Origin of the sequence: Methylophilus medardicus (genome assembly GCF_006363955.1) — a bacterium.
Taxonomy (GTDB): Bacteria; Pseudomonadota; Gammaproteobacteria; order Burkholderiales; family Methylophilaceae; genus Methylophilus; species Methylophilus medardensis.
On the sequence record NZ_CP040948.1, the window covers coordinates 994,206 to 1,019,757 of the forward strand.

At 50.8% G+C, this 25,552-nt stretch carries 21 protein-coding genes; 10 read left to right on the top strand and 11 right to left on the bottom strand.

Translation table 11 applies throughout. The features are described from left to right. Positions 1–6 precede the first annotated feature (6 nt). The 8 genes from FIT99_RS04935 to FIT99_RS04970 all read left to right on the top strand — a co-directional run bounded on the left by FIT99_RS04935 (position 7) and on the right by FIT99_RS04970 (position 11,502). Positions 7–723: a sulfite exporter TauE/SafE family protein gene (locus FIT99_RS04935; protein ID WP_140003274.1), complete on the top strand. Its 717-nt coding sequence runs from the start codon at positions 7–9 to the stop codon at positions 721–723. 108 nt (positions 724–831) lie between these two features. Continuing rightward, positions 832–1,650: a DNA ligase gene (locus FIT99_RS04940; protein WP_223261311.1), complete on the top strand. Its 819-nt coding sequence runs from the start codon at positions 832–834 to the stop codon at positions 1,648–1,650. A 19-nt stretch (positions 1,651–1,669) separates the two neighbouring features. Next, on the top strand, positions 1,670–2,092 hold the full coding sequence (locus FIT99_RS04945) for a hypothetical protein (protein ID WP_140003275.1): 423 nt from the start codon (positions 1,670–1,672) through the stop codon (positions 2,090–2,092). 287 nt (positions 2,093–2,379) lie between these two features. After that, positions 2,380–6,375 carry an ATP-dependent RNA helicase HrpA gene (gene hrpA / locus FIT99_RS04950; protein WP_140004649.1) on the top strand — a complete coding sequence of 1,332 codons (3,996 nt, stop codon included), beginning with the start codon at positions 2,380–2,382 and terminating at the stop codon, positions 6,373–6,375. Positions 6,376–6,412: 37 nt separating this feature from the next. Then, positions 6,413–7,330 carry a hypothetical protein gene (locus FIT99_RS04955; protein ID WP_140003276.1) on the top strand — a complete coding sequence of 306 codons (918 nt, stop codon included), beginning with the start codon at positions 6,413–6,415 and terminating at the stop codon, positions 7,328–7,330. A gap of 10 nt (positions 7,331–7,340) precedes the next feature. After that, complete coding sequence (locus FIT99_RS04960) at positions 7,341–8,864, top strand: DUF4118 domain-containing protein (RefSeq protein ID WP_223261287.1); 1,524 nt, start codon at positions 7,341–7,343, stop codon at positions 8,862–8,864. Then, a complete protein-coding gene (locus FIT99_RS04965; protein ID WP_189524786.1) occupies positions 8,861–9,541 on the top strand; it encodes a winged helix-turn-helix domain-containing protein in 681 nt (226 codons plus the stop codon). Before FIT99_RS04960 ends, FIT99_RS04965 begins: the two co-directional genes overlap by 4 nt. Before the next feature lie 80 nt (positions 9,542–9,621). Beyond that, positions 9,622–11,502 (top strand): potassium transporter Kup, encoded by a 1,881-nt coding sequence (locus FIT99_RS04970; RefSeq protein WP_140003277.1) that lies wholly within the window; start codon positions 9,622–9,624, stop codon positions 11,500–11,502. Between the two features lie 89 nt (positions 11,503–11,591). Here the strand turns inward: FIT99_RS04970 and FIT99_RS04975 are convergent, their stop codons facing one another. The 4 genes from FIT99_RS04975 to FIT99_RS04990 all read right to left on the bottom strand — a co-directional run bounded on the left by FIT99_RS04975 (position 11,592) and on the right by FIT99_RS04990 (position 14,612). Next, on the bottom strand, positions 11,592–11,909 hold the full coding sequence (locus FIT99_RS04975; protein WP_140003278.1) for an EF-hand domain-containing protein: 318 nt from the start codon (positions 11,907–11,909) through the stop codon (positions 11,592–11,594). A 156-nt stretch (positions 11,910–12,065) separates the two neighbouring features. Then, entirely contained in the window at positions 12,066–12,590 is a 525-nt protein-coding gene (locus FIT99_RS04980; RefSeq protein WP_140003279.1) for a TIGR00645 family protein, read from the bottom strand. A gap of 23 nt (positions 12,591–12,613) precedes the next feature. Continuing rightward, the gene (locus FIT99_RS04985) at positions 12,614–13,651 is read right to left on the bottom strand and encodes a CobW family GTP-binding protein (RefSeq protein ID WP_140003280.1); all 1,038 of its coding nucleotides are present in this window, start codon (positions 13,649–13,651) and stop codon (positions 12,614–12,616) included. A 256-nt stretch (positions 13,652–13,907) separates the two neighbouring features. Then, a complete protein-coding gene (locus FIT99_RS04990) occupies positions 13,908–14,612 on the bottom strand; it encodes a PEP-CTERM sorting domain-containing protein (protein ID WP_140003281.1) in 705 nt (234 codons plus the stop codon). A gap of 166 nt (positions 14,613–14,778) precedes the next feature. On the opposite strand from FIT99_RS04990, the gene FIT99_RS04995 reads away from it, so the two are divergent. Both FIT99_RS04995 and FIT99_RS05000 read left to right on the top strand, forming a co-directional pair. After that, positions 14,779–15,015, top strand: a complete 237-nt coding sequence (locus FIT99_RS04995; protein ID WP_140003282.1) for a TIGR02450 family Trp-rich protein — start codon at positions 14,779–14,781, stop codon at positions 15,013–15,015. After that, the gene (locus FIT99_RS05000; RefSeq protein ID WP_140003283.1) at positions 15,003–16,007 is read left to right on the top strand and encodes an NAD(P)/FAD-dependent oxidoreductase; all 1,005 of its coding nucleotides are present in this window, start codon (positions 15,003–15,005) and stop codon (positions 16,005–16,007) included. The genes FIT99_RS04995 and FIT99_RS05000 overlap by 13 nt, the downstream gene beginning before the upstream one ends. A 10-nt stretch (positions 16,008–16,017) precedes the next feature. On the opposite strand, the gene FIT99_RS05005 is transcribed toward FIT99_RS05000, so the two are convergent. The 7 genes from FIT99_RS05005 to FIT99_RS05035 all read right to left on the bottom strand — a co-directional run bounded on the left by FIT99_RS05005 (position 16,018) and on the right by FIT99_RS05035 (position 25,310). Next, on the bottom strand, positions 16,018–18,267 hold the full coding sequence (locus tag FIT99_RS05005) for a sensor domain-containing phosphodiesterase (RefSeq protein ID WP_223261288.1): 2,250 nt from the start codon (positions 18,265–18,267) through the stop codon (positions 16,018–16,020). An 80-nt stretch (positions 18,268–18,347) separates the two neighbouring features. Beyond that, positions 18,348–19,553 carry a cation:proton antiporter gene (locus tag FIT99_RS05010; protein WP_140003284.1) on the bottom strand — a complete coding sequence of 402 codons (1,206 nt, stop codon included), beginning with the start codon at positions 19,551–19,553 and terminating at the stop codon, positions 18,348–18,350. Positions 19,554–19,717: 164 nt separating this feature from the next. Next, a complete protein-coding gene (locus tag FIT99_RS05015) occupies positions 19,718–21,283 on the bottom strand; it encodes a GGDEF domain-containing protein (RefSeq protein WP_223261289.1) in 1,566 nt (521 codons plus the stop codon). Positions 21,284–21,450: 167 nt separating this feature from the next. Further along, complete coding sequence (locus tag FIT99_RS05020) at positions 21,451–21,699, bottom strand: hypothetical protein (RefSeq protein WP_140003285.1); 249 nt, start codon at positions 21,697–21,699, stop codon at positions 21,451–21,453. Positions 21,700–21,768: 69 nt separating this feature from the next. Beyond that, on the bottom strand, positions 21,769–22,332 hold the full coding sequence (locus FIT99_RS05025; protein ID WP_223261290.1) for a PqiC family protein: 564 nt from the start codon (positions 22,330–22,332) through the stop codon (positions 21,769–21,771). 61 nt (positions 22,333–22,393) lie between these two features. After that, on the bottom strand, positions 22,394–24,046 hold the full coding sequence (gene pqiB, locus FIT99_RS05030; protein WP_140003287.1) for an intermembrane transport protein PqiB: 1,653 nt from the start codon (positions 24,044–24,046) through the stop codon (positions 22,394–22,396). Next, positions 24,039–25,310 carry a PqiA/YebS family transporter subunit gene (locus tag FIT99_RS05035; protein ID WP_140003288.1) on the bottom strand — a complete coding sequence of 424 codons (1,272 nt, stop codon included), beginning with the start codon at positions 25,308–25,310 and terminating at the stop codon, positions 24,039–24,041. The genes pqiB and FIT99_RS05035 overlap by 8 nt, the downstream gene beginning before the upstream one ends. Positions 25,311–25,552: the final 242 nt, after the last annotated feature.

The following is a 25,552-nucleotide window of genomic DNA, read 5'->3' on the forward strand; positions in this document are numbered from 1 at the left end:
CTTGGCATGTTAGCCAGCTTACTCCTGACCGCCTTCGTCATGGGACTGGCAGGCGGACCGCACTGTATTGCCATGTGCGGTGCCGCTTGCGGCGCCATGCAGTCCACAGTCAATACTACCCGCCAGTACCGCTCGATTCCGTTGCGTGTGATGCATACCATTCCTTGGAGTTTTTATCTTGGGCGTATGCTCGGCTATGGACTTTTGGGCGCAATCGCCGCCGAAACGCTGCGGGGCCTAGCATGGCTCTCAATTCAGAGCCACGTATTTCAACCGTTGTGGACGTTTTCGCATACCCTGATTTTTGCTTGGGGTGCATTGTTAGTGATCACCGGCCAACAACCGCAATGGGCGCTCAAGCGGGCGCAACAAGTGTGGGTTTGGATCAAACAGCACACTGAGCATGCGAAACTGGGTTATTTGTTGACGGGTATGATTTGGGCCTTGTTACCCTGCGGTCTGCTGTATTCTGCTGTGATGTTGGCATCGCTACAATCGCAATGGCTGCAAGGCGCTCTGGTCATGATGGCATTTGCCAGCGGCTCCGCGACGGTGCTTGCCACGGCCCCTTTGATTTGGCGTGCAGGCCAGCAATCTTTACCCAGCTGGTTTAAAGAGTCTACCGGGATGCGACTGAGTGGCTTGTTACTCATTGCCTTGAGTCTGGTTGCTTTATGGATGGATGTGATGCATCACGACAAATTGTGGTGTCAATTGCTTTAAAACTTGACGTTTTTGTCGGTAAGTCTTGCTTTCATTGCTGGTGTTTAGTACGTTAACTGTTAACTTAAATTAACGTATTGGGTGATCGTGTCTACACTTGTGCAATGGGTGCTGTTATGGTGCTTGTGCTTACTAGCAGGGCCATGTTTGGCACAAGCGCCGTCCATTTTGCTCGCGCAAATTTATCACGATGGTATTGATGTCAACGACTATCTGGTGAGCGAAAAGCTAGATGGCATCCGCGCTATTTGGGATGGCCAGCAATTGGTCACCCGTCAGGGGAATCCGGTGCATGCACCACCGTGGTTTACTCAACACTTTCCCAAACAAGCACTCGATGGTGAGTTGTGGCTGGGCCGTGGTCAATTTGAGCGCTTGTCATCCACGGTCAGGCAAAGTCAGCCGGTCGATCGTGAATGGCAAAAAGTCAGTTATTACGTGTTTGAGTTGCCGGACGCGGCAGGTGATTTCAGCCAGCGTGCGCAGCAGATCCATCAACTGGTCATCCATGCAAATACCCCTTATCTTAAACGGCTGCCGCAATTTCACGTCGCTGATGTATCTACCCTAAAACGCACACTGGCAGCGGTCGTTGCCAAGCATGGCGAAGGCCTGATGCTACACCGCGCCGATGCGCCCTACTTAACGGGTCGCAGTCAGGTGCTACTCAAACTTAAACCGCAGTTGGATGCGGAAGCGAAGGTCGTTGGTTACCTGGCGGGTAAAGGTAAATACCAAGGTAAAATGGGCGCATTATTGTTAGAAACCCCCGCCGGCATTCGGTTTAAACTTGGCACTGGTTTTAGTGATGCGGATCGGGCGCATCCCCCAGCGATTGGTAGTCAAGTCACCTATACTTATCGCGATCTTACGCGCCTTGGCAAACCTAAGTTCGCCAGTTTTTTGCGAGTTCGCCCCCCAGAGTAAACTGTTGAAAGGATTCAAGATGAAAAAATGCATCGCAGTACTGGCCATGAGTTGGTCATTTCAGGCATGTGCTGTTGATTTTAGTGGGGTGTATGACTGCACTGGGCAGGACGCCCATGAGGGCGCGTATACCGGCACAGTGACCATGAAGTTGAGGCCAGAGCATAGCCATGCTGCAGATGCCAGCTATGATTTCCAACTCGATGTGCCCAATTATGGCGTATATACCGGGCATGCTGCAGTGCACGGTCATCATGCAGCCATGCATTTTGCCTTGCCTGCTGAGCAAGGCGAATATGGCGGTAAAACCCATGATTTCGGCACCGGCATCGCTGCGTTCAAAAAGAATGCAAAAGGCCAGTGGACGTTCAGAAAGTTTTATTTCGAGCCAGGATTTAAGGGCGGCAACACTGGCGTAGAAGTATGTACTCGTCAGGCTTAAAGCTTTGTTTGACGGCGCGCACACCCTTAAAACACGCTACTCAGCGCAGTATTAGTGTGTCGTTCTCCTATCTAATTCAACATACATTCACTCAGTGATGCGCATCAGCCGCTGATATTAATAAGTGTTAAATTATTTGATTGATTATCCGCGCATCGAAGCGTTAAAAGATTCACTTTGCCCGCTGTATGCAGTTGTCTGGTGTGCCATGATAAAATCATGGCCTTATGACTGCAGTCTCTCCCGCACATCGCATCTCCCAACTTGATCAACAACTCTCTCAGTGCATGCTGGCGGATCGTTTTCCGCTCAGGCGACGATTGCAGCAGGCACGTGACGCTTTAAAACAAGGTAAAAACGTCGATACTTCGTTAGTGGCCATTGCCGACAAAGTATTGGCCTCTCAGCAGAGCATGCAAGCCAGATTGGCGGCATTGCCGCGCCCTGAGTATCCCGAAGCGTTACCCGTCAGTGGTAAAAAAGAGGAAATTGCCGCGGCGATTGCCAAACACCAGGTAGTGATTGTGTGTGGCGAAACGGGTTCTGGTAAAACCACCCAGTTGCCGAAAATTTGTCTCGAATTAGGCCGTGGGGTGGCTGGTTTGATTGGGCACACACAACCTCGCCGGATTGCAGCCCGCTCGGTTGCCTCGCGCATTGCGCAGGAGCTGAATAGTCCGCTGGGTGAAGTGGTGGGTTTTAAAGTGCGCTTTAACGACAAACTGTCTGAGCGTACCTATGTTAAGTTGATGACCGATGGTATTTTGCTGGCTGAGACGCAGAGCGATAAGTTTCTGAATGGCTATGACACCATCATCATTGATGAGGCGCATGAGCGTAGTCTCAATATTGACTTTCTGCTTGGCTACCTAAAACAGTTATTGCCTAAACGGCCAGATCTCAAAGTGATTGTCACTTCGGCGACGATTGATGCAGACCGCTTTTCCAATCACTTTGAGGGCGCACCGGTGATTGAGGTCAGTGGGCGCACTTATCCGGTTGAGATTCGCTATCGTCCGTTAGGCAACAAAACCACGATGGTTGCCGTTGAAGTGCCGGTGGATGATGGTTTGGATGACATCGACCGCTTTGCGCAGGACTTGATGGGCATTAAACGCAAACAGCCACGCACCGAGACACGTTGGCTGGAGGAGGATGAGGAAGAGGAGGTGATGGAAGATGCCATCCTCGATACTGCTGAAGACCTGTTGCGTTTGGGGGATGGCGATATTCTGGTATTTTTACCCGGTGAACGCGAAATTCGTGACACTGCAGACCATTTGCGCAAATATCAGGGACGCTCGCCAAAATTGAACTCGATTGAGGTGTTGCCGCTGTTTGCCCGTCTGAGTATCGAAGATCAGCAAAAGATTTTTCGCCCGAGTGGCCAGCGTCGGATTGTGTTAGCGACCAATGTTGCTGAAACTTCTCTGACGGTGCCGGGCATTAAATATGTGATTGATGCTGGATTGGCACGGGTGAATCGTTATAGCCCGCGCGCCAAGGTCGAACAATTACAGATTGAAAAAATCTCGCAAGCAGCCGCCAAGCAGCGGGCAGGGCGCTGCGGCCGCGTCTCTAACGGCATCTGCGTGCGTTTGTATTCTGAGCAAGATTTTAACCAACGCCCAGCGTTTACGGATCCTGAAATTTTGCGCAGCTCATTGGCAAGCGTGATTCTGCGGATGGCTGATTTACGCTTAGGCGATGTGGCGGAGTTTCCTTTTCTGGAGGCCCCTTCAGCGCGATTGATCAATGATGGTTATCAATTGTTGCAAGAATTGGGCGCGGTGACCGAGCGGCGAGAGATCACTGAGCTTGGGCGACAAATGGCGCGTTTGCCACTCGACCCACGCGTCGCACGCATGATTCTGGCGGCGAAAAAAGAAAGTTGTTTGCGTGAGATTCTGATTATCGCCAGTGTGCTGAGCATGCAGGATCCACGCGAGCGCCCGATGGATAAGCGTGAGGCGGCGGATCAAGCGCACGCCAAGTTTAAAGCCGACGATTCTGACTTTATGAGTTATCTCAAACTGTGGGATTGGTACGATCAGGCATTCAAAACCAAAAAATCCAACCGCGAGTTACTCAATCAGTGCCATCAACATTTCTTGTCGTTTTTGCGTTTGAAGGAGTGGCGGGAGTTGCATCAGCAACTGCTGGAAATGGTCGAGGAGATGGACTACAAACGCAATGATGTCGCGGCTAGTTATGCGCAAGTACACAAAGCACTGTTGTCTGGTTTGTTGGGCAATATCGGCTTTAAAGATGGTGACAGCGAGACCTATGCCGGTGCGCGTGGAATTCGCTTTACCATTGCGCCGGGCTCGGCACTGAAAAAAAATCGACCGAAATGGGTCATCGCCGCCGAATTGGTGGATACCACGAAATTGTATGCTCGTGTGGTGGCCAAAATTGATCCAGACTGGATAGAGCCGATCGCCAACGAAGGCGGGAGCCGTGATCTGACGCAGAGCGACTATAGCGACCCTCGATGGGATCGAAAAACGGCGCAGGTGGTGGCCTGGGAGCGTGTCAGCTTGTATGGGCTGACCATTGTGCCCAAACGGCGTGTGCACTATGGACCTATTCAGCCGACCGAATCGCGAGAGATTTTCATTCGAGAAGCTTTGGCCAATATGGCCTTTGATACCCGCGCAGCATTTTTTGAGGCGAACCGCAGCTTGATTGCCGAGGTCGAGGCGCTGGAACACAAGGCGCGTCGGCAGGATGTGCTGGTGGATGAATATCAGTTATTTGCTTTTTATGACAAAGTAGTGCCGCCGATTGCTGACCCTTACCGTATTTATAACGGAGCGGCATTTGAAAAGTGGCGGCAAGATGCCGAAAAAAGTAATCCTAAAGTGCTTTATTTAACGCGTGACTCACTCATGCGCCATGGGGCGAGTGCGATTACAGAGGTGCAGTTTCCCGAACAGTTGACCATCGATGGTGAAACCGTCCCCCTTAAATATCGCTTTGAACCCGGCCATGTGCTCGACGGCGTGACCGCGACCATTCCACTCGCCCTGTTAAATCAACTCGATGCCGCGGTGACAGAATGGCTGGTGCCCGGCATGGTGCGTGATAAGGTCACGGCGCTGATTAAAGCCTTACCTAAAACGCTGCGCCGTGTGTGCGTGCCCGTGCCTGATTTTGTGACGGCTTTTCTCGAAAAAAACTCTGCAACATCAGCCTTGTTGCCTGCGTTGGCAGCATTTATTCAACAAAAAACTGGGTTAAAACTCAAGCCGGAAGAGTTTGATTTGTCCTCGCTTGCGCTGCATCATCTGATGAATTTTAGTGTGGTCGATGAAAAAGGCCGAGAGCTCGGCATGGGGCGAGATTGGCAGTTGCTCAAGAAACAACTGGGATCTGCTGCGCAATTGACGTTTAGAACGGGTTCGCCCGATATTGAAAAATCTGGCCTAAAACAGTGGGATTTTGGCGATTTGCCACAAACCCTCACTTTTAGTAAAGATGGTCGCCAGCTCACGGGTTACCCGGGGTTGGAGGATCATCTTGAAAGCGTCGCGGTCAAATTGTTCGATACGCCGGAAGCCGCCGCTATCTCTCATCGCAAAGGCGTATGTCGGCTGATGCGCTTTGAGCTTAAAGAGCAAATCAAGCAATTAGAAAAAGGGCTGCCGGGGTTTAACCAATATGCTTTGTTATTGCGTGCGATTATGAATCCCGAGCAATTGCGTGAAGATATGCTGCAATGTATCGCTGATCGCGCGTTTATCGCTGAAGATGAGCTGCCGCGTACCAATGCCGCGTTTATGCAGCTGAAGGCGCGTGCGCGCACGCGTTTACCCGCGGTCACAGAGTCATTAACCAGACAGGCGCAGCTGATTGCGAACGAATACCAACCATTGGTGACACAGTTACAAAAACTGTCTCCCGTCACGCAAAAAATTAAACGTGACTGTGAGCAGCAATTACAACACTTGCTCTATCCAGGGTTTTTTAGCCAAACGCCTTGGGAGCAATTGCCGCACCTACCGCGCTACCTAAAGGGGCTAAAAATGCGCATGGATAAATATCCGACCAGCATAGAGCGTGACGCGCGGCATACGCAGGCATTGGCGCAATTAGAGCAACGGTGGCAGCAGAAAATAGAGCAATTGCGCAAAGCACACTTGCCTGTAACAACCCAGTTACAAGACTTTGCGTGGCAGTTGCAGGAGTTACGTGTATCATTATTTGCACAGGAGTTACGGACACCTTATCCGGTCTCAGTCAAGCGTCTCGAAAAACTCTGGCAAGAGATACTCGCTTGATACGTGATATTCGCTCAATTTTTCATTCAACGTTCTCATGCAAGCACCGTCTCCCTTTGAGCCCTTCAGCACGCCAAATTGGCTAAAGCCAAAGCAGCGTGATCGCGTATTGCGTATTCCGGCACGCTTGGTATGGGCATTTGCGTTGTCGTTGCTGTTTCATGCGATCCTGTTCTGGGGTTTTTTAGTTGATTTGCTGAAACCGCTTGAAGAACCGGCACAAGAGCCATTGAATATTGTGCTCGACTTGGGCCTGCCTGTGCCTAAAACGCCGCAAGCCTCTCCGCCGCCACAGACCCCCGCCGCACCTGCGCCAACACCGCGGCCAACACCAAAACCGACGCCTAAGTCTGAACCGCGGCTACCAAAAAAAGTCATTCAGTCGCCACGGCCGGACAGTGCGTTCAAGTTGCCTGAGCCCAAGCCACAGCCAGCGCCAGTGCCTACGCCGCCCACCCCCGCAGCACCGGTGGAGGATTTTTCGACCATGCTCAAGCGGAGGCAATCCGACCGTAATGGTGCAGAAATGGCTGCCAAGCAAATCAATGAAGCCGCCGCCGCAGCCGAGCGCGGCCCATCTGAAGATGAGCGCCGCACCAAAAACATCATGAATAACCTTAAATTTGGCACGCATGGCTTGTTTCAGATCCAGCGCATGGACCCTTACAATGCGACGTTCAGCTTTAAAGGCTGGGTCGACGACTATACCTCGGCTAATACCCAATACTACGAAGTCGAGGCGCGAAATGGTGAAGATATCCGGCTGGTCATGATGCGGCGCATGATTGCCATCATCCGGGAGCATTACACCGGCGATTTTGATTGGATATCCAACCGTTTAGGGCGCACGGTTTCGTTATCGGCGCGCCAGTCGGATAACGCATTCCTTGAAGACTTTATGATGAAAGAGTTTTTTGGGCCGAATTATAAAAATCTGGATATTTACGGCCGCTAGAGAGGGGTAAATGATGCCAGGGGATTTGGATACTTTTTCGTTGTCAAAACAATCCTCTTGGCGAATGTATCTGGCCTTGGTCATCGCCATGGCCTTGGTTACTGCGTTCGGGCTGTATCCGTTCTCAGGGCTGAATCTCAGCGTCGTCAGCCTGTTGTATATGCTGTGTGTGTTGGGGGCCGCGTTTTTTTTGCGCTTCTATCATGCGTTGCTGACTGCCGTCGTTGCGGTGTTACTCATGAATTATTGTTTTATTGAGCCGCGCTACACCTTGCGGATTGCCAGTTTGCAATCGTGGGTGATGTTGATCGTGTTTACTATTCTTGCCCTGACGGTGAGTCGTTTGATGCAGCGACTAAAAATGCAAACGCTAGAAGCGCAGCGGGCGGCACAACAATCTGCTTTTTTTCAATCGCTGGCTGAACTGCTGGCAAAACACTCTAGCGTTGACAGTTTGTTAACCGCGGCATGCGAGCATGTGCGCCGGGTATTTGGCTGGCGAGTGAGTGTGCTGCAACTATCAGAATCACAAGCATTGAAGACACTGGCTGGCGCCGCTGTGAACGGTCTCGAGGCATCTAGTGTGCAATGGGCATTAGACTATCAGCGTGCAATCGGTGCCGGTACCCCAGACTGGCCGACCATGGATGTCTGTATCTTGCCATTTGGTTTTCCGCAGCGTGAAATCTTGGTGGTGGCAACAGGCACAGATGGGCCTGATCTACATTTTTTGCAATTGCTGACCGACCAATTGGCGCAAGCAACCACCAATGTTCGTCAGCAATTAGCCTTGGCACTGGCCGCCCGCGACGCCAGTGAGGCGCAGTTTAAAAAGACATTGCTAACCGCGCTCTCACACGATATGCGCACTCCGCTGACGGCGATTCTTGGTGCCGTGAATGTGTTGGCAGATCGCCAGATTGAGTTGGCATCGAGTCAGTCCACGCAATTGCTGCACAGCATTCAGGCTGAAGCCACTTACCTGACACAAGCGACTGAAAATATTCTCACACTGGTCAAGCTGGATGCTGGCGGCAGTAGCTTACATCTGGACTGGCAATCGCCGCAGGAAGTCATTCAACATGTTGTACAGCGCTATTTACAGCGGACACCGGCTGTGCCTTTGCAATTATCTTTACCTGCGCACGACTCGTCACAAGAGGTATTGATACATGTGGATGCCGTGCTCGTGGCCCATGCGCTGGCTAACTTGATCGACAATGCTTTGCACTGGCGTAGCCCTGAGACTCCCGTTGAGGTGGCGATGGAGGTGGCGCCGCCATGGCTGGTGTTGTCCGTGCGAAATCAGGGTCCAGGTTTCCCGCCCTGTTTTGTTATTTCTGCTTTTGATAGTCACAAGCAGGCGAGGGCTGGCGGGCGCGGTTTTGGTCTTGGCTTAACCATTGTCCAGACGTTGATGCAGTTGCATCAAGGGCAATTACAGTTGACCACCAGTGACGATCATCGCACCTGTGTCCGCTTATTGTTTCCGTTTGTGCGCGCCACAGATCTGATGCAGGGGCAACATTTGTGAGCGCTGCGGCTGCCTCTCGCTTGCTGTTGGTCGAGGATGACCCCGGTGTCTACCATTTTTTGCTGCCTGCTTTATCGGCCCACGGTTACCGGGTACAGCATGCGCGTGATCTAGCGCAAGCCAAGCAGGTCGCTCACTTTGAGATGGTCATTCTCGATCTTGGCCTGCCGGATGGGCAGGGCGAACAGTTTATTCCGCATCTACGCGCTTATTCCGATGTGCCAATCTTGGTGCTCTCAGCCCGCCAGGACGAACTGGATAAAGTGCATTGTCTTAATTTAGGGGCAGACGACTACTTGATGAAACCCTTCGGCCTGCCAGAATTGCTAGCGAGGATTCAGGTGGCGTTGCGGCGAACAGCCATCATGCAGATGCGTGACCATGTGTATCAACATCAGTCTTTACAGATCAACCGTGCCAGCGGCATCGTCACCAAGCAGGGGCAACCGCTGCATTTAAGTCCGATTGAGCATGCTTTGCTCATGCTGCTGGCGAGCAAACCGGGCACCATTTTCACCCACAGCCAATTACTGGCGCAAGTGTGGGGCGCTGACTTTATTAACGAAACGCATTATTTGCGCATTCACATTGGTCGTTTACGCGCGAAGCTCGAGGCAGATCCCTCGGCGCCGCAAACGCTGCTGACGGAACTCGGTATTGGTTATCGCTTGGCCTGAATCATTGGTCTGATTCGTTTATGCGATTGATATGTCGCTAGTCGCACACTCCTTGCATCAATCAACCACAAGGGGATGTGATGGATATGCTATCCACCAAAAAAAGTAGTTTGGCAGCACTTGCGCTCGGAGCGATAGGCGTCGTCTATGGCGATATTGGCACTAGCCCACTCTACACCATACAGGTCATTTTCAGCGAGGGCACCGGGGTGCCTCTGACTCCACCCAATATTCTGGGTGCAATATCGTCTATTTTCTGGTTGCTCATGTTTGTGGTGACTTTTAAATACGTGTTGCTGGTGTTGAGGGCACACCACAAAGGGGAGGGCGGAGTTATGGCATTGCTCTCACTAGCCGTCTCCAGTTTACGGCCACAGGATAAGCGCAGCCGTGGCTTGCTGCTATTAGGCGTGTTCGGGGCGGCCCTGTTTTATGGTGATAGCGTACTCACGCCAGCCATTTCTGTGTTATCCGCCGTCGAAGGGTTACAGGTGGCAGCCCCCGGCCTTGCCGCGCAGGTGCTGCCAATCGCCATTGGCATCCTGATTGGGCTGTTTTGGTTTCAGCGTCACGGTACACATGCCGTGGGTCGGTTTTTTGGCCCGATTGTCATCGTCTGGTTCGTGGTATTAGCTGCGATCGGCAGTTGGCAGATTGCACAAGCGCCGGAGATACTGCAAGCCTTGCATCCGCAATATGCTTGGCAGTTTCTGCAAGCGCGTGGTGCGGGCGTTTTTCTGGCGATAGGCGCTATTTTATTGGCGGTTACAGGCGCCGAGGCGCTGTATGCGGATATGGGCCATTTTGGCCGTCCAGCGATTCAACTGGCTTGGCTCGGACTGGTGTTTCCCTGTTTAGCGATTAACTACTTAGGGCAGGGCGCCTTGTTGTTATTGCACCCCGACGCGGTCAGCAATCCGTTTTATCTCTCTTTTCCACAACCTTTGCTGATTCCAGCAGTGATTCTGGCCACGATGGCCACCATTATTGCCTCACAAGCAGTCATTTCTGGTGCCTTTTCGATGAGCCGGCAAGCGATTCAACTCGGTTTCCTGCCGCGGATGCGCATCGTGCACACTTCCGCCAGTGAATCCGGTCAAATCTATATGCCTGCGGTCAACTGGGCCTTGTTGGGCGCTGTGATTTTGGTCTGCCTTGCTTTTCAAAGCTCTGCTGCGTTGGCGTCTGCTTATGGTATTGCAGTGACCGGCACCATGTTGATCACCACCATTTTGTTATTGATCGTGATGCGTCAGCGTTGGCAGTTCCCCCCGCTATTGGCTTGGTCACTCACCGGTTTGCTCGCCACCGTCGATGCGGTATTACTCAGTTCGGCATCAATGAAGTTTTTTCAAGGAGGCTGGTTTCCGGTGGCGTTGAGTCTGGTGCTGATTGTGCTCATGACGACCTGGAAAAAAGGCCGTTATACCTTGTTGAATGGCATTGCTAGTACTGATCCGAAATTGCAACCATTTGTCAGCACATTGGCCTCCAGTGCGCTCACACGCGTAGACAGAACAGCTGTGTACATGGTCTCAAACCTTGAAACGGTGCCACAGGCGCTATTGCATAATCTGAAACACAATCAGGTGCTGCATCAGCGTAATTTATTTGTGAATGTGGTGTTTGACGAAGTGCCTTATCTAAATACGCAGGAGAGAGTGACGCTGACGCCTCTGGCCGAGGGCTTCTGGCAAGTGCAGTTGCGCTATGGATTCATGCAATATGCGGATATTCCTCAAGCGCTAATGCAGCTCAATTTAAACGGCAAAACGCTGGATCCTTTTACTAACTCGTATTTTTTGAGTCGCGACATTATTGTGCCTGATGTGGGCGGTGCGATGCCACGTTGGCGCGATCAGTTGTTTTCGGTGATGTCACGTAATGCGAGTAGTGCCGTCGAGTATTTTAATATCCCTACCAATAGCGTCATTGAGCTGGGAAGCCGGGTACAAATTTAACTACTTTGTTGATGCTTCTATCCTGTATCGGCGGACTGTTGAGCCTAAATGAAAAAAGCCCCGACGTCGGGGCTTTTGAGCGTTTTCGCTTATATTTTACGGCTACCAGCGGCCGCTTTTTGATGAATCAGTTGATACACTTGTTCAACTTCTTTTTGCTCTGCTTGATCGAGCAAACCATCATGGTTGGCATCCATGTGCTCAAACATTTTTTTCTCGTTGCTCGGGTCTCCTTGTAGGTATTCCTGCAAGGAAATCGAACCATCTGTATTTTCGTCCAAATAGCTGATACTAAAGCTAGGCGACATTTTATTACAGTCTGGCATAGCCTCATGCGCTGCTGCATGCGCATTTTGATACAACGATGGAATTAAAAACAGCACAAACGTAAACACAGTCATTTTCATATCAATCACCCCGTATAAGTATCAGATATGATTCACGCGATAGCTAACTGGTTCAACTGTTGTCTTATTTTTTCATTGTTTAATAGATGGGTGCTTGCACGGGATAAGCAAACACCGCTAGCATCGCCAGCGGTGTTTATAGGATCAGGCCAATGGTTAGTGGGCGGCGCCATGGCCGGCAATTTTGTCCATCCATGCAAACAACACCCCGGTGATGATGAAGGTGAGATGGATCCCCACCAGCCAAGCCATTTGCTCTGTACTGAACGAGGCCGTGCCAGAACTTTGGTGCACAAACGCTTTAAGCAAATCGATGGCAGAGATCGCCACAATCGAGCCGATCAATTTTAGTTTAAGACCAGAATAATCCACTTTGCCCATCCATTCTGGACGGTCTTCGCTGTTCGCGGTATCAATGCGGGAGACAAAGTTTTCATAGCCACTGAAAATCACCATAATTAGCAGATTGCCCACCAGCGTAATATCCACCAAGGCCAGCAACGAGAGCACGGTTTCCTGCTCTGAAAAGCTGCCAAGATGCGCAGCAATATGCACAAATTCTTGCCCAAACTTCACCAGCAGAATCACCAGGCCACCCACCAGCCCCAGATACATCGGCGCCATCAGCCATCGACTTCTGAAAATCAGGCCTTCTAAAATTTTTTCTAAAAAATGTCCCATTTCAACTCCAGTCAATCATGTTCTTAAAATTGCGTCAGCATGTCGCGCACTGCTTTTTCATCAATGCCTTTGCCAATCACCACAATCCGGCTGATCGGCTCCTCCTCATCCCAGCCTTCAAGCAGTGTCGGCGGGTAGGGCGTAAAGTGCACCGCGTGGATCGCCAATGGTGCGGGCGCGTCTTCTACGTGCAAAATGCCTTTCAGGCGTAATAGCTTTTCACCATGTGTCTGGCACAATTTTAATATCACGCCCTTAAAGTCTGCCCATGCCATTGGCTTAGGCAGGTAGACGGTAAACGTATGCACATCGTCGTGCGCAGGGGCTTTGGGCAAGGTGCCTTTTTTTGCCGCATGAAACCCACTCGCAGGCGCACGCAACCAGCGCTGCGGGTTCGCCTGTTTGCTGGCAAAGTCAAACAAGCCTACATCAATAATCTGTAATGGGTCTATCTCGCCATGCGACACAAACTGCTGCGTCGCATTCGGGTTAATCTCACTCAGCTTCGCTTGCAAAGCCTCAATCTGTTCCGGCGTTGCGGTGTCACGCTTGGTAATCAGCAACACATCCGCCACCGCAGCTTGCTTAAGCGCTTCTTTCTGTTCTGCAATCTGCTGTAACCCATAAGCCGCATCTATCGTCACCACCACTGCGTCTAATCGATACACCGACTCAATCACCGGTTCATTCATCAAATTGGCTAAAATCGGACCAGGGTCGGCCATGCCCGTGGTTTCAATTACTAGGCGGTTAAACTCCGGCACCGCTTGCAAACTGCGCTTAAAAAACAAATCGCGCATGGTGTCAGCCAGCTCGTTTTTGAGAGAACAACACAAACAGCCAGAACTCAACAACACCGTGTTATCGGCAATATGCTCGCTCTCAATGGTTTGCGAAATCTGGCTATTGGCAAAAATCTGGTCCAAACCCGCTTCGCCGAGCTCGTTAATGATCACGGCGGTGTCCTTCATTGCAGGGTTATGCAGCAGCTTGTTGAGCAGGGTGGTTTTACCGCTGCCTAAAAAACCAGTGAGTAGTGTGACGGGGATACGTTTGTCCATGGTATTGCGCGCTTAAAAGGTGAGCCTATTCTAACCTGATTGAACAAAAGTCGATGCAGGTGTCTATTGTTTATATGGCGATCGCTGCCTGAATCTCAATACGCCTGTGCACAAAAAGCACGCATATTGGCTGGCGGTTGAAATGGATAATGTGCTGATTTGTTGTCTGAATCCGGCGGATAGATTTAAAAATTCCCCCATGTCCGGCAACATGGGGGGCATGGCTTATACCGTGATTGAATGCAGTTGAGGTGACTCAACCAAGGCGTTGTCTGCGTTGATGTGTGATCCCCAATAGTAATAGGCCTAAACCAAGCATCGCTTGGCTTGAGGGCTCGGGTACTGGCGTAGCGGTGATGTTGGCAAGTTGAAAGTTCACACGTTGAGAGCCAAAGCCATTGCCACCTTCATTGTAAAACACCGAGAAATTGACGGTTGTATTGCCATCAAACGGATCGATGATTTTTTGTCGGGCAAATACGAATAAATCTTGGCCAGAGGTATTAATAAAAAAGCTGAGGGTTCCACTCACGCCGAGCGCAGCCGTGCTGTGCAGTTGGCTGCTGATGAGTTGTGTGTCAAAGTTAGCGTTAAAGGCATCTTTGCTGGAGGTCACCCGGCAATCAATATCAAGATTAAGACAAGGGTTTATGCTGCTCAGGGCAAGGCTAGTGTTGCCAATGATTGCGCTGGAGGTCACTGCGTTGCGCAGTTCGATTTGGTTTGCGGCAGGGTTGGTGTCTGCCACAGTGGTATCAATATCCACGCTAAACCCTGCATATTGGTTGGTGAGTGTATCGCGAATGGTTTGACCTGTCAGCAGGCTGACATTTGATCCGTTTGCGACAAAGTTAATATTGCCAAACACCGAGTATACGACTGCCTTTGCTGGCAAAGCGATGGTGAATAAAGATAATACTAAGCCCTGACAGAATAGTTTGAATATGCCTTTTTGATACATGCCTTACTCCTCGCAAATGGTTTTTACATGATTTTTTATCTTTTAAGATTATGCTGGTCAGTGAGGCAGGTCAATCCCGAGTTCAGGGGGGATTGTAATGACTGGCACGCTTTAGAAATCTCTCTAAATAGTGGATAAATTGTTGGATTTAGGTTGTCACACGATTATGCAAGCAAAACCATTTAAGCTTAACCCTAAAAAACTGTTACATTCAAAGTGGACAGCCGTGAACCCTGAGAACAAAGAAAAGCATTGTATGGTCATCAGCTTGGTGATTCTAGACGTTGAATCAAAGGTGGTTGAAGCAGTGGAGTTGGAGGCGGTGATGACAGGGCGCAAGCAGTTGATGCCTTGGCGTGAGTTGCAGAAGTGTGATGTGTGGAAACAAGGATGGCAATTGTGAAAAATATTGCGGTAATCGGGGCAGGGATGGCAGGCTTGGCGTGTAGCCAAGCGTTGCAGCAGGCCGGATTTTTGGTGACGGTGTTTGAGAAAAGTCGAGGGCCTTCAGGCCGGGTATCTACGCGCTCGACGGAGGGCTGGCAGTGTGATCATGGCGCACAGTACTTTACGGTGAGTGAGCCCGCGTTTGCATCGCAAGTGCAGAAATGGGTGCAAGCAGGGTTGGTCGCCGAGTGGAATGGACGTTTATATGAAACGGACGGTCATCGCCTTCAGCAAAAGCAGACTGACAAAAAACGGTATGTGGGTGTGCCTAAAAATACAGTCCCTGCGCGGCAGATGGCAGAGGCCTTGCCAGTGGAGTTGGAGCAGACCATTGACGCGATCACTGTTGATCAAGGGCAGTGGCGCGTGCGCAGCAAAGAGCACGGTGTCTATCCACAAGTGTTTGATAAAGTGGTGTTGGCGATTCCAGCGCCACAGGCCAAAGCCTTATTGACGGGACATGATGCCTTTAAAGCGCTGGCTGAAGGGGTGCAGATGCGTGGTTGTTGGACCTTGATGGCGTGCTATTCGCGTTCGCTAGATTTGCCGTTTGATGGTTTGTTTGTGAACAACGGCCCCTTGAGTTGGCTGGCACGCGATAGCAGCAAACCCGGCCGATTAGTGCAAGGCAGCGCGGTCAAAGAGGTATGGGTACTACATGCCAGTGGTGAGTGGTCTGAAGCCAACCTTGAGCGTGCGCCTGAGGCAGTCGCGGAGGATCTGCTGGCAGCATTTAAAGCATTGGGCGGCGAGACCCCCGATAGCGTGAGCATGCATCGCTGGCGGTACGCCGATTGCCCACAGTATTTGCATCAGGGCTACGCTTGGGACGCTACACAGCAGTTGGGTTTATGTGGGGACTGGCTCAATGGCGGCAAAGTGCAAGGCGCATGGATGAGCGGACTTCGATTAGCGGAAGCGATGATACAAGCCTGTGAGCCCTGTTAGTTGGGCGTATTCATAGACGTGATTGCATAAAGGTTGCAAATGCTGTGGCTGATAAGGGCTTGGAGAATAAATAACCTTGCACTTCATCACAGCCAGTTTCACGCAAATGCTTCAGCATCGCCTCATCTTCGACTCCCTCGGCAATCACGGCTAAATTCAAGGTGTGTGCCATTTGCACAATAGCACGCACGATGGCCGCATCGTTGGGGTCGTTGTTGATATCCCGTACAAACGATTGATCAATTTTGAGGCGATCAATGTTGAATTTTTTCAAGTAGGCCAAGCTGGAATAGCCCGTGCCAAAGTCATCGATCGCAAGCTGAACACCCAGTTTCTTGAGGGTATCCAGTTGGGCGATTAAGTGGTCTATATCTTCAAGCAATAATGACTCGGTCAGTTCGAGCTCTAGGCGGTGTGGCTCTAAGCCAGTTTTTTCCAGCGCCTTCATCACTAATTTGTCTAGATTGCCACGACGAAATTGTACAGCAGACACATTGACCGCGATGCTGAGTGGCGGCAAACCCGCTTTTTGCCATTCACGCGCCTGACGGCAAGCTTCCTCAATGACCCATTGACCAATCTCTACAATCAACCCTGTTTGTTCGGCAATAGTGATGAATTGTGCTGGCGACTGCATGCCATTCTGAGGATGATGCCAACGAATTAACGCTTCTGCCCCAATCACCTGGCCAGTGCGCAAACTGATTTGTGGTTGATAATGCAGCTCAAACTGTTGTTGTGCTAAGGCCTCGCGCAAGCCATAGGCAATATTTAAATAATATAGGCTGTCATTATTGAGCTTTTCGGTAAAGAATCGGGCGGTATTGCGTCCGGACTCTTTGGCTTGAAGCATGGCTTTGCGGGCGCGTCCAAACAGTTTTTCAAAATCACTGCCGTCAGTGGGGTAAACAGCAACGCCAATGGAGCAAGAGGTAGAAATATTACTGCCCGCAAACGCAAATGGAGAGGATATTTCATTGAGTAAAATATCCACCATATTACTAATAGAGTCATCATCTTGCATCTTGTTGAGCAAGATAATGAATTCATCGCCGCCATGGCGACAGATACTGTCGGTGTCGCCCAAGCAATCTTTGAGTCGCTCGGCAAACAGGCTTAATAGTTTATCGCCTGAGGCGTAGCCCAGTGAGTCATTGAGAAACTTGAAATTATCCAAATTGAGCGCGAGTAAGCCGAGTTTGCAATTGGATGCCATCGCAATAGGAATAGCGTTTTCTAGCCGGTCCCTAAACAGCGTGATGTTAGGCAGGCCGGTGAGCGCATCGTGAGAACTCAGATACTGGATTTCTTTTTGCGCCGACTTCAGATCACTGAGGTCACTAAACGTACTCACGTAATGTGTGACCACACCGGCTGTATTTTTGACCTCACTGATCGATAACCACTCAGGGAACACCTCACCATTTTTCCGCCGGTTCCAAATCTCGCCGCGCCACTGGCCAAAGTTAACGACGCTCTCCCACATCGTGCGATAAAAATGTGCGTCGTGTAGCCCAGAGGATAAGATTTGAGGGGTTTTCCCTTTTGCGTCCTCAGCAGTGTAGCCCTGCATTTTGGTAAATGCAGGGTTGACTGAAAGGATGATATGGCTCGCATCGGTGATCATAATGCCTTGCTCGCTACCCTCGAACACTTTCTCAAACTGCCGCAGACTTTCTTGGGATTGATTTCGATTGAGGACGATACTGATCAGCGCCGCCCCAATGTCTAGCAACATGCGATGAAATTGACTGGGCTCACGGTGTTCAAAGCTGGATAGTGCAAAAGTGCCAATGATCTTGCTCTCGCCGGAAAAAATCGGGATTGACCAGCAGGATTTGATGCCAAAATCATGTGCAAGGTGTCGAATATCTTGCCAGCGGTCATCTTTGAACGTATCGCTGACGTATTGCACGCTTTGCTGATAAATCACGTTGCCGCACGAACCTCCACCCGGGCTGGGCCGAAGGCCATTTAGTTTTTCAATTTCTGAGGCGTTCAAACTCGGCGCGGCGTACACATAAAGGCATTGATCATTGTTGTTCATCAGCATCACAGAGCTCACCGCGTTGGCGACAAGGCTTTCTGCAAGCATACAAATTTGATTGATGGCTTCTATGTGGTCAACACCACGTGCGACTGATTCTAGAATGACGCGTTGCAAGTTGAGTAACTGCGTTTGCTCAGCCAAAGACAAAGGCGCGCGCTTGTTCCTCGATGATGAGGCTGCCGGGGAGGCTGAAGTAGGGTGTGCGCTCAAGGGAGTATCCAATCTTTATTAGAATGGTGCGTCTGTTACTCAGTGTTGCCCTTTTACCTATTGATGTCAATAGCGCCTCATCAGGTGGACCGATTTGCCAATTGCGGCATAATCCATTTGCGAAACATTAATGGCGTAATCATGGTGGTGATGACCCCCATCAGCACCAGTACCGAGAACAGGTCCTGGCCAATAAAGCCTCGGTCATAGGCGATGCTGGCAATGACCAGTTCCATTACCCCACGACCATTCAAGATGAAACCGATGCCGAGTGCATCACTTTTGGATAAACCAATGAGTTTACCGCCCAACCAACCTGCGAGAATCTTGGTGAAGATAGACACGACCAGTACCACAGCGACAAACCAGAACGAGTCGATCACTTGCACTTTGAACTCAAGCCCTAGATAAGCAAAAAACACGGGTGCTAAAAAACCGCCGGTAATCGAACTCAGCGTCAGCTCTAACTCTCGGTAACGGGAGGGTAGAAAAAACGTACGGTCGATTAGCAAGGCGCCAAAAAATGCACCAATGACAAAGTGAAAGCCAAGCGCCGCGCTCACCGAGCCGAAAATCAGCACCAATAAGAGCAATAGCCCAAACAATGCTTCATTGCCAATGAGGGTGACGAGTTTTTCTGACCACTGATCAATAAAAATGCCTTTTTCAATGACTTTTTTGATCAATACACTGACGCTGACGATTAAAACAATGAGCAGGATCAGTTTCCAGCTTGCTTGAAAAATAGCTTTGCCCACCGCCTGATAGGATTTTTGTTCGGGCAAGTTAAGGATGACACCCAATACCAACAAGGCCGCAATATCGTTAAAGATCGCGGTAGCCACCGAGTAACGGGCAATGGTCGAATCGAGCAATTTGAAACTTTGTAAAATGCTGACCGTAACCGGCAAGGCGGTAATTGAAATGCACAAACCAAGAAAAATCGTGCGGCTTACGTCCAGACCAAAACTGATGCCGATTAAAATGCCCCCGGTGAGCGGTAAGATAAACCCGAGCAGGGCGATCACGACGCCTCTGCCGCGCATCGAGTCGATCACGTCCTTGAAGTTCATCTCCAGCCCGGCAGAGAGCACAATCAGAAACACTGCAAATTCTGAAATGCCAGACAGGGCTGGCGAGGGCGCAATCAGGTTCAACAGGCTGGGGCCAAGAATGACGCCAGCTAGCATTTCACCAATGATCGCTGGTTGATTAAAGCGGCTAAAGAGTTGTCCCAGCAGGCGAGCGCTGACAATTAAGATCAATAACGTCGTCAGTAATGGCATGGATTTCTTTTCGTCTCTGACAAGATATCTTTCGACGCAGCGTGCTGCGCCAAGATACGGTTGAACATGCAGCCCCAATAGGGTAAATGTCAGTTTAAATCATTTGCATGGGTGAAGGCACGCTTTTTGGCCACGATGAGGCGGGTCATCGGCTAAAGAAGACTTTAATGCGTAAATACTTGGATCATTTCCTTGCGATTTTTGCGTGTACGCTTGTCCGCATACATGCGCTTATCGGCAATACGCATCAGCTCTTCGGTATCGCTGGCCTCATGGCTAAACACAATGCCAACGCTCGCGCCTGCGCTGGCAAAACCTTCTTTTTCCATTTGCAAATGGGTATATTCAATTTGATGTTGGCACCACTCCACATCATCCTCATGGCAGACAATGGCAAATTCGTCGCCGCCCAGCCGATAAAGTCGTCCGTGGGTGTCCAGCTTTTTAGACAGAATCTGACAAAACCGCTGCAATAAATGGTCGCCAGCTTCGTGGCCAAAATGATCGTTGACGTGTTTTAAGTTATCGATGTCCAGAAACATCAGGCAGCTGTGTTCGCGCAATTGCAGCAATTGGTTTTCAAGCGCAAGCCGGTTGGGCACCGCTGTTAAGCGATCTGTCATCGCTAATGAGCGTGTGCTTTGCAGCTCGGATAACATCTGTTCTTTTTCTTTGTGCAGACGATTAATTTGATAAGCCACCAGCAGAGAGAGCAAAATCGCTTCAACCGATACCGCAATTAAGCCAAGCTGCTCAATCGTCCAGACATTGGAGTCAAGCCGTTCGGCAGTAATAGACAAGCCGCCTAGCACCCCAAAAACGCTGATGGCGAACAAATAAAGCTGAGCAATGCGATTTTTTTGCAGGCTGAGTCGAATGCCGCAGACCAGTCCGAATATCAAGAAGATGGCTACCCCGAGTCGATCCATCTCCAGCATCCAGTTTGGCAAGATCATGGCGATGACCAGCAAGGCCAGCAACAACGATCTTGCCACAATCGACAGCGTGTAAAGCTTGGTGTGATGGTACTGATTAATGCCCAGCAAATGACAGACAAAACTAATGTAAGCCAGATTTGAAAGCAAAATCGGTAAGCTGGTGAGGTAAAACCAATGCCAAGAAAATAGTTGTTTAAATACCCCTAGGGCCGCACTTTGAAAAATTAAATTGCCAAGGATAAATAATGCGTACATGCGTTCGGTGGTGTGTCCGGCAGCCACGCCGATGGCAATGTAATAGGTGAAAATACCTAACAGCACACCTAGCAAAAGTAGGCTCGCGGCGGAGGTGAGGTTGATTTGTTGCTGATAGTTGGTTAAATCTGAGACAAAGAGCTCGGGCTGTGCAAGGTAATAGGGGGATTGCAACCAGGTGGTGAGGCGATAGCTGCCTGGCGCTAAATAAATCATCCGGCCATGTCTTAGCAGAAACGGATCTTGGTCTTGGCTGCTTAAGCCGCCTTTAATAATGTGGGTTTGTGTAGCGTCGGTGATTTCGTGCTGAAAGTGGGCAATGGTCGATGTGTTTTTAAAATCAATTACATACTGGTCTGCACGCGCTATTTTAATGATGCTCTGGCAGACGAACTTTCCGCCTTGCAACGGAATTTTAGCGACGATGTCGCCCTTGCTGTTCATGCAGGTGGTGCCAAGCAGAGACGGCGCTGCCACGGCCTGCGGAATCAGCGCCATCCAACACGCGATGAGGATCCAGTAAAGAAAACGTTGCAAGCCTAGTATCCATTGAAAGTATTAAAGCTGCTCGGAGTGTACATGAAAAGGTTGGAGAGAGCGGCTGGGCCAAAGTATTAAAAAAGGCAAAGAATTACTAACTAACGTGTGGTGGCCCAGTAACAAAAAACCCGCATGACTGCGGGTTTTTATGGATATGTCAGGGCTTATGGTTGATCAACGGCTGCTTTGGCTGCCTCGGCGGTTTCTGCGGCTTTTAGTTCAGCCGCTGTCGCGGCAGCTTTAGCGGCTGCCACTGCCTCGGCTGCCGCATTTTTGGCTTCACTAGCGGCGGCTTCCGCATGTGCTTGTGCAGATTCGGCAGCTTTTTCGACCGGGGGTTGTTGTTCACCGCAGGCAACGAGTAGGCTGCTGCAGAGCGTTGTGAGGGCGATGAAACGGTGGATGTTGGTCATGGTTTATCCTTATAAAATGACTTCTGTGTAGATTGGCGTTTCTTGCACGCGCTATGCTTAGGTAAAAAATTACTGTGTGACGTCATGATGTAATTGGCTGGCAATTTGCGCACTCAGCAAATCTAAGTCATGCCCCAAAGCCCGCACGAGGGCAGGGTAACCGCTTTCAGCCAGTGGCGTACTAAAGTGAAATGGGTGCGGTTGACGCTGCGGCTGATTGGGCGACTGCACATACCATTGCCCACTGAGGACTGCATAGCCCTTGAGTTGGCCATGAAACTGGTCAATGGTGAGGTGCAGACGAGGGGGTGACATCGACTGACCGGTTACAGGATCGCTGATCAGGGTGTGTGGCAGGCGACTGGCAAGCCGATTGCGCAGGCCCCGACGCAATTCTTCTGGCAGCGCTTCCCGCCACAAATGGTCACGCGTGGCTTGGAGGGAAACGTCATCCAGCTGGATCACCATGCGATCTGTATCCAGATAGTCGGCGAGTTGAATGTGCGCCAACATCAGCATGGGCGGTGCAGGGTCTGTGGCAGGGGGCAGATCGGTGGGTGTCTCCGCCTCCGGCAAGCTGTAGCGAAGGGTATTCACCGGTGGGTGCGTCGTAAGGCAACCGCTGATCATCATGCTGCAGAAGAGCATGATTATGTATTGGCGGGATGTTCTGAGCTTCATCATCGCTGTGTCCTTAGGGTGCTGCCGGCGCTTGCGGCACCGGATCATTGCCTGGCTTGCGGTTAAACAAAATTGCATTGGGCTGCTCGTTGAGCGTACGCACCAATGGTTGCACATCACGCAGCACTTTTTCCAGACGTTGCAGCGTGGTCGTCAGCTCCTGATAGGCCGGCGAATCGGGCGATAAGCCTTGCATCGTCGTGCGTAACGCTTGCATGGTCTGGTTTAAGTTGCTCGGCATTTGCTGCACTTCAGGCTGGCTGACAAACTGGTTCACCTGCTGACTAAGCGCGCGAATCTCTTGCAGGGTTTGTTCAGATTGTTGCAAGTTTTTATCTAAGCCGGCGAGCACTGGCTCCACTTTTAATTGATTGAGTTTATCCAGCAGGTCAGACAATTTCTGCTCAATTTGTGCCAAGCTGGTCGCACTGGTTGGTAACACCGGTAGCCCTTCAAACGTGTGGCGACGATAGGATTTGTGCGATTGATGCTCCATATTCAAATCGACAAACAGCGAGCCGGTCAGCAAGTTACCCGACTTTAACGTCGCATGTAGGCCATTTTTGAGCATGTGACTGATGCGGTTTTTCCACTCGGCCAAATCTGCTTGCCCCGTATCGGCCAAGCGACCCGGCTCGAGGTGAATTAGCACTGGAATAGCGTAGCCAAAATCATTTTTACGTTCTGGCGAATTAAATCGCCATGGCACGCTGATGACTGTGCCAACGCGCAAACCGCGAAACTCCACTGGCGCACCATTTGATAAGCCGCGCACGGTATCGTCCACCAGCAAAACATATTCAATATATTGACTGTAGGTTTGTTGGCGTGCAGCCTCTTCGTTGGCATAGAGCGCAAACGTGGTTTCTGATTTCACCGGCTTGCCCATCGGTTTGTCATCGGCATGGCCAAAGCTGACGCCGCCAGCAATCAGTGATTCCATGGTCGGGATATTCGCTTTGAATCCCTCTGAGTCCAGTTTGAGATCTATGCCGACCGTGGTCCAAAAACGCGTGTTGTCCGTGACCAGCACGTCATAAGGATGTTCAATAAAAAGTTCGTGTTGCATTTTGCGTTGCTTTGGGTCAAAGGTGGCACTGACCACGCGGCCGACGCGCAAGCCTTGATAAGTGACCGGGTCGCCGACGCGTAGGGCATTCCCCACATTACCCACCAGGTTGACGTGCACGCCTTGCGCGCCGTTAAGTGAGATGGGCGGTTGATCCAGCACTTTAAACTGGTCAGTTTCTTGTTGACTCTTGCCCGGTTGCAATTGGATATAAGCGCCCGATAAGACCGTGTTCAGACCACTGATACCTTCAAGGCCAATCCGCGGTTTGACCACCCATAGCTGAGTATCTTGCACCAGCATCGATTGGGCCTCAGGCGCGATGCGTGCCAAAACTTGAATGTGGCCCAAGTCTTCGGATAATTTGACTTGCTCAACCAAGCCAATGTCGACGCTGTGCACTTTAATTTTGGTTTTGCCCGCTTCGATGCCCTCGGCATTCGTCATCGAAAGCGTGATCTGCTTGCCGGCACGGGTGTAGTTGTCATAGACCAACCAAACGCCAATCAGCAGCGCGACAATCGGCACGATCCAGATCGGGGAAAGCCTGGATTGCTTGCTGACTCTGGCCAATAGGTTGTCAGGTGATTCACTCATATTGCTTTCCTTGCGTATCCCAAAGTAGGCGCGGATCAAATGCCATCGCCGCCAGCATGGTGGTAATAACAACTGCGCAAAATGCCAGCGCTGCCGGTCCTGGCAGCACCGAGATTAAATTGCCGGATTGAATGATCGCAACCATCATCGCGACCACAAATACATCGACCATCGACCAGCGACCGATCAATTCTGTTAAATAGTATAAGCGGGTTTTTTGCAGCGCGCTGAGTGGACCGGGATGTTTGGCCAGCCAAGATAACAACATTAGCGTCAGCATTTTTAGAATAGGCACCATGACGCTGGTGACAAAAATCACCACGGCAATCGGCGCTGAACCATGTTGCCAAAGCTCCATCATGCCACCAATAATGGTCGACGCATGGCTTTGCCCCAAAGCGGTAGTAATCATCATCGGGTAGGCATTGGCTGGAATATACAAGATGCCAGCCGTCAATAATAAAGCCGCCGTGATCTGCAAACTGTAGGGTTTGCGTGTGTGTAGCGTGGTGCCACAACGGATGCAATCTGCTACCAGATGGGGGTCAGCGGGCAATGCATTCACCAAGCCGCAAGTCGGGCAGCCAGTGGCGTGCTGCGCGGCGGCTTGCATGCCGCATTGAATGTGCGTTGGCGGCTCAGGCTCACCTGCCAGCCGGTACCATAACCAGTCGATATCTACCGAACGCGTTGTCATTAATAACAGCAGTGCAAACACACAATAGGCCCAAAAGGACGCCCCTAATTGCACCTCAGCCATGCCGGTGAGTTTGACCAGACTGACTAAGGCCGCGACGATAAACACATCCGCCATCATCCACGGATGCAAACGCGAAAATAGCCGCGCTAGCACATCACTATAAGCGCGTGGCACGCTGCGCAACACATTCGCTTGCATGGCAATCACGCCGACCAAGTAAAAGGCGGGCAGTAGAATAGCGGTGCCGCCGACAATCAGCGCAACCAAGGGTTGGTGCGCATGCAACAGGGTCAGTGCGGTTTGCGAAAGGTCGATCTGGTTATCCAAGCCACGGGCATCTACCGTAATAAACGGAAACGCAATGGCGATGATCAAGGTGAGTAGGGCGCTTACCGCCAGCGCAATGCTACGTTGCACGGGATGCAAATAGCGTCTCGCCAACACGTGACCGCAACGCGGACAACTGGCGTGCTCCCCCGGGCGCAATACCGGAATGGCGCTCACCAAGTCACAAGCATGACAGGCACGCAAGCGGCGCCATTTTGTGGTTTGCTCAGCGGTCATCAAATAGGCAGCGTGAAAAGCCCGTGGCTTGATCCACGAACAATGGCATGGTTGGTTTCAATAGCATGGATAGGTTTAATTGCATTGTTAGGTGAAGTGTAATGGATTTAAACCAGCAAGCAAAATGTGCCTAAGCCTTAATAGTGTGTCAGAAGCCGCCTGCAAGCAGCACGTATAGTAATGCTGACAGACTTATCAGCCAATCTACCCTAGCGAGGCATGGCGTGCGCCGTCAACATGGA

Excerpts from the sequence above, each read along its gene's own strand:
- FIT99_RS05000 (WP_140003283.1), top strand. The coding sequence starts at position 15,003 with ATGGCAATTGTGAAAAATATTGCGGTAATCGGGGCAGGGATGGCAGGC.
- hrpA (WP_140004649.1), top strand. The coding sequence starts at position 2,380 with ATGCTGGCGGATCGTTTTCCGCTCAGGCGACGATTGCAGCAGGCACGT.
- FIT99_RS05035 (WP_140003288.1), bottom strand. The coding sequence starts at position 25,310 with ATGACCGCTGAGCAAACCACAAAATGGCGCCGCTTGCGTGCCTGTCAT.
- FIT99_RS04945 (WP_140003275.1), top strand. The coding sequence starts at position 1,670 with ATGAAAAAATGCATCGCAGTACTGGCCATGAGTTGGTCATTTCAGGCA.
- FIT99_RS04975 (WP_140003278.1), bottom strand. The coding sequence starts at position 11,909 with ATGAAAATGACTGTGTTTACGTTTGTGCTGTTTTTAATTCCATCGTTG.
- FIT99_RS04960 (WP_223261287.1), top strand. The coding sequence starts at position 7,341 with ATGATGCCAGGGGATTTGGATACTTTTTCGTTGTCAAAACAATCCTCT.
- FIT99_RS05025 (WP_223261290.1), bottom strand. The coding sequence starts at position 22,332 with ATGATGATCAGCGGTTGCCTTACGACGCACCCACCGGTGAATACCCTT.
- FIT99_RS04980 (WP_140003279.1), bottom strand. The coding sequence starts at position 12,590 with ATGGGACATTTTTTAGAAAAAATTTTAGAAGGCCTGATTTTCAGAAGT.
- FIT99_RS04995 (WP_140003282.1), top strand. The coding sequence starts at position 14,779 with ATGCAAGCAAAACCATTTAAGCTTAACCCTAAAAAACTGTTACATTCA.
- FIT99_RS04955 (WP_140003276.1), top strand. The coding sequence starts at position 6,413 with ATGCAAGCACCGTCTCCCTTTGAGCCCTTCAGCACGCCAAATTGGCTA.
- FIT99_RS05020 (WP_140003285.1), bottom strand. The coding sequence starts at position 21,699 with ATGACCAACATCCACCGTTTCATCGCCCTCACAACGCTCTGCAGCAGC.
- pqiB (WP_140003287.1), bottom strand. The coding sequence starts at position 24,046 with ATGAGTGAATCACCTGACAACCTATTGGCCAGAGTCAGCAAGCAATCC.
- FIT99_RS04985 (WP_140003280.1), bottom strand. The coding sequence starts at position 13,651 with ATGGACAAACGTATCCCCGTCACACTACTCACTGGTTTTTTAGGCAGC.
- FIT99_RS05010 (WP_140003284.1), bottom strand. The coding sequence starts at position 19,553 with ATGCCATTACTGACGACGTTATTGATCTTAATTGTCAGCGCTCGCCTG.
- FIT99_RS04935 (WP_140003274.1), top strand. The coding sequence starts at position 7 with ATGTTAGCCAGCTTACTCCTGACCGCCTTCGTCATGGGACTGGCAGGC.
- FIT99_RS04990 (WP_140003281.1), bottom strand. The coding sequence starts at position 14,612 with ATGTATCAAAAAGGCATATTCAAACTATTCTGTCAGGGCTTAGTATTA.
- FIT99_RS04970 (WP_140003277.1), top strand. The coding sequence starts at position 9,622 with ATGGATATGCTATCCACCAAAAAAAGTAGTTTGGCAGCACTTGCGCTC.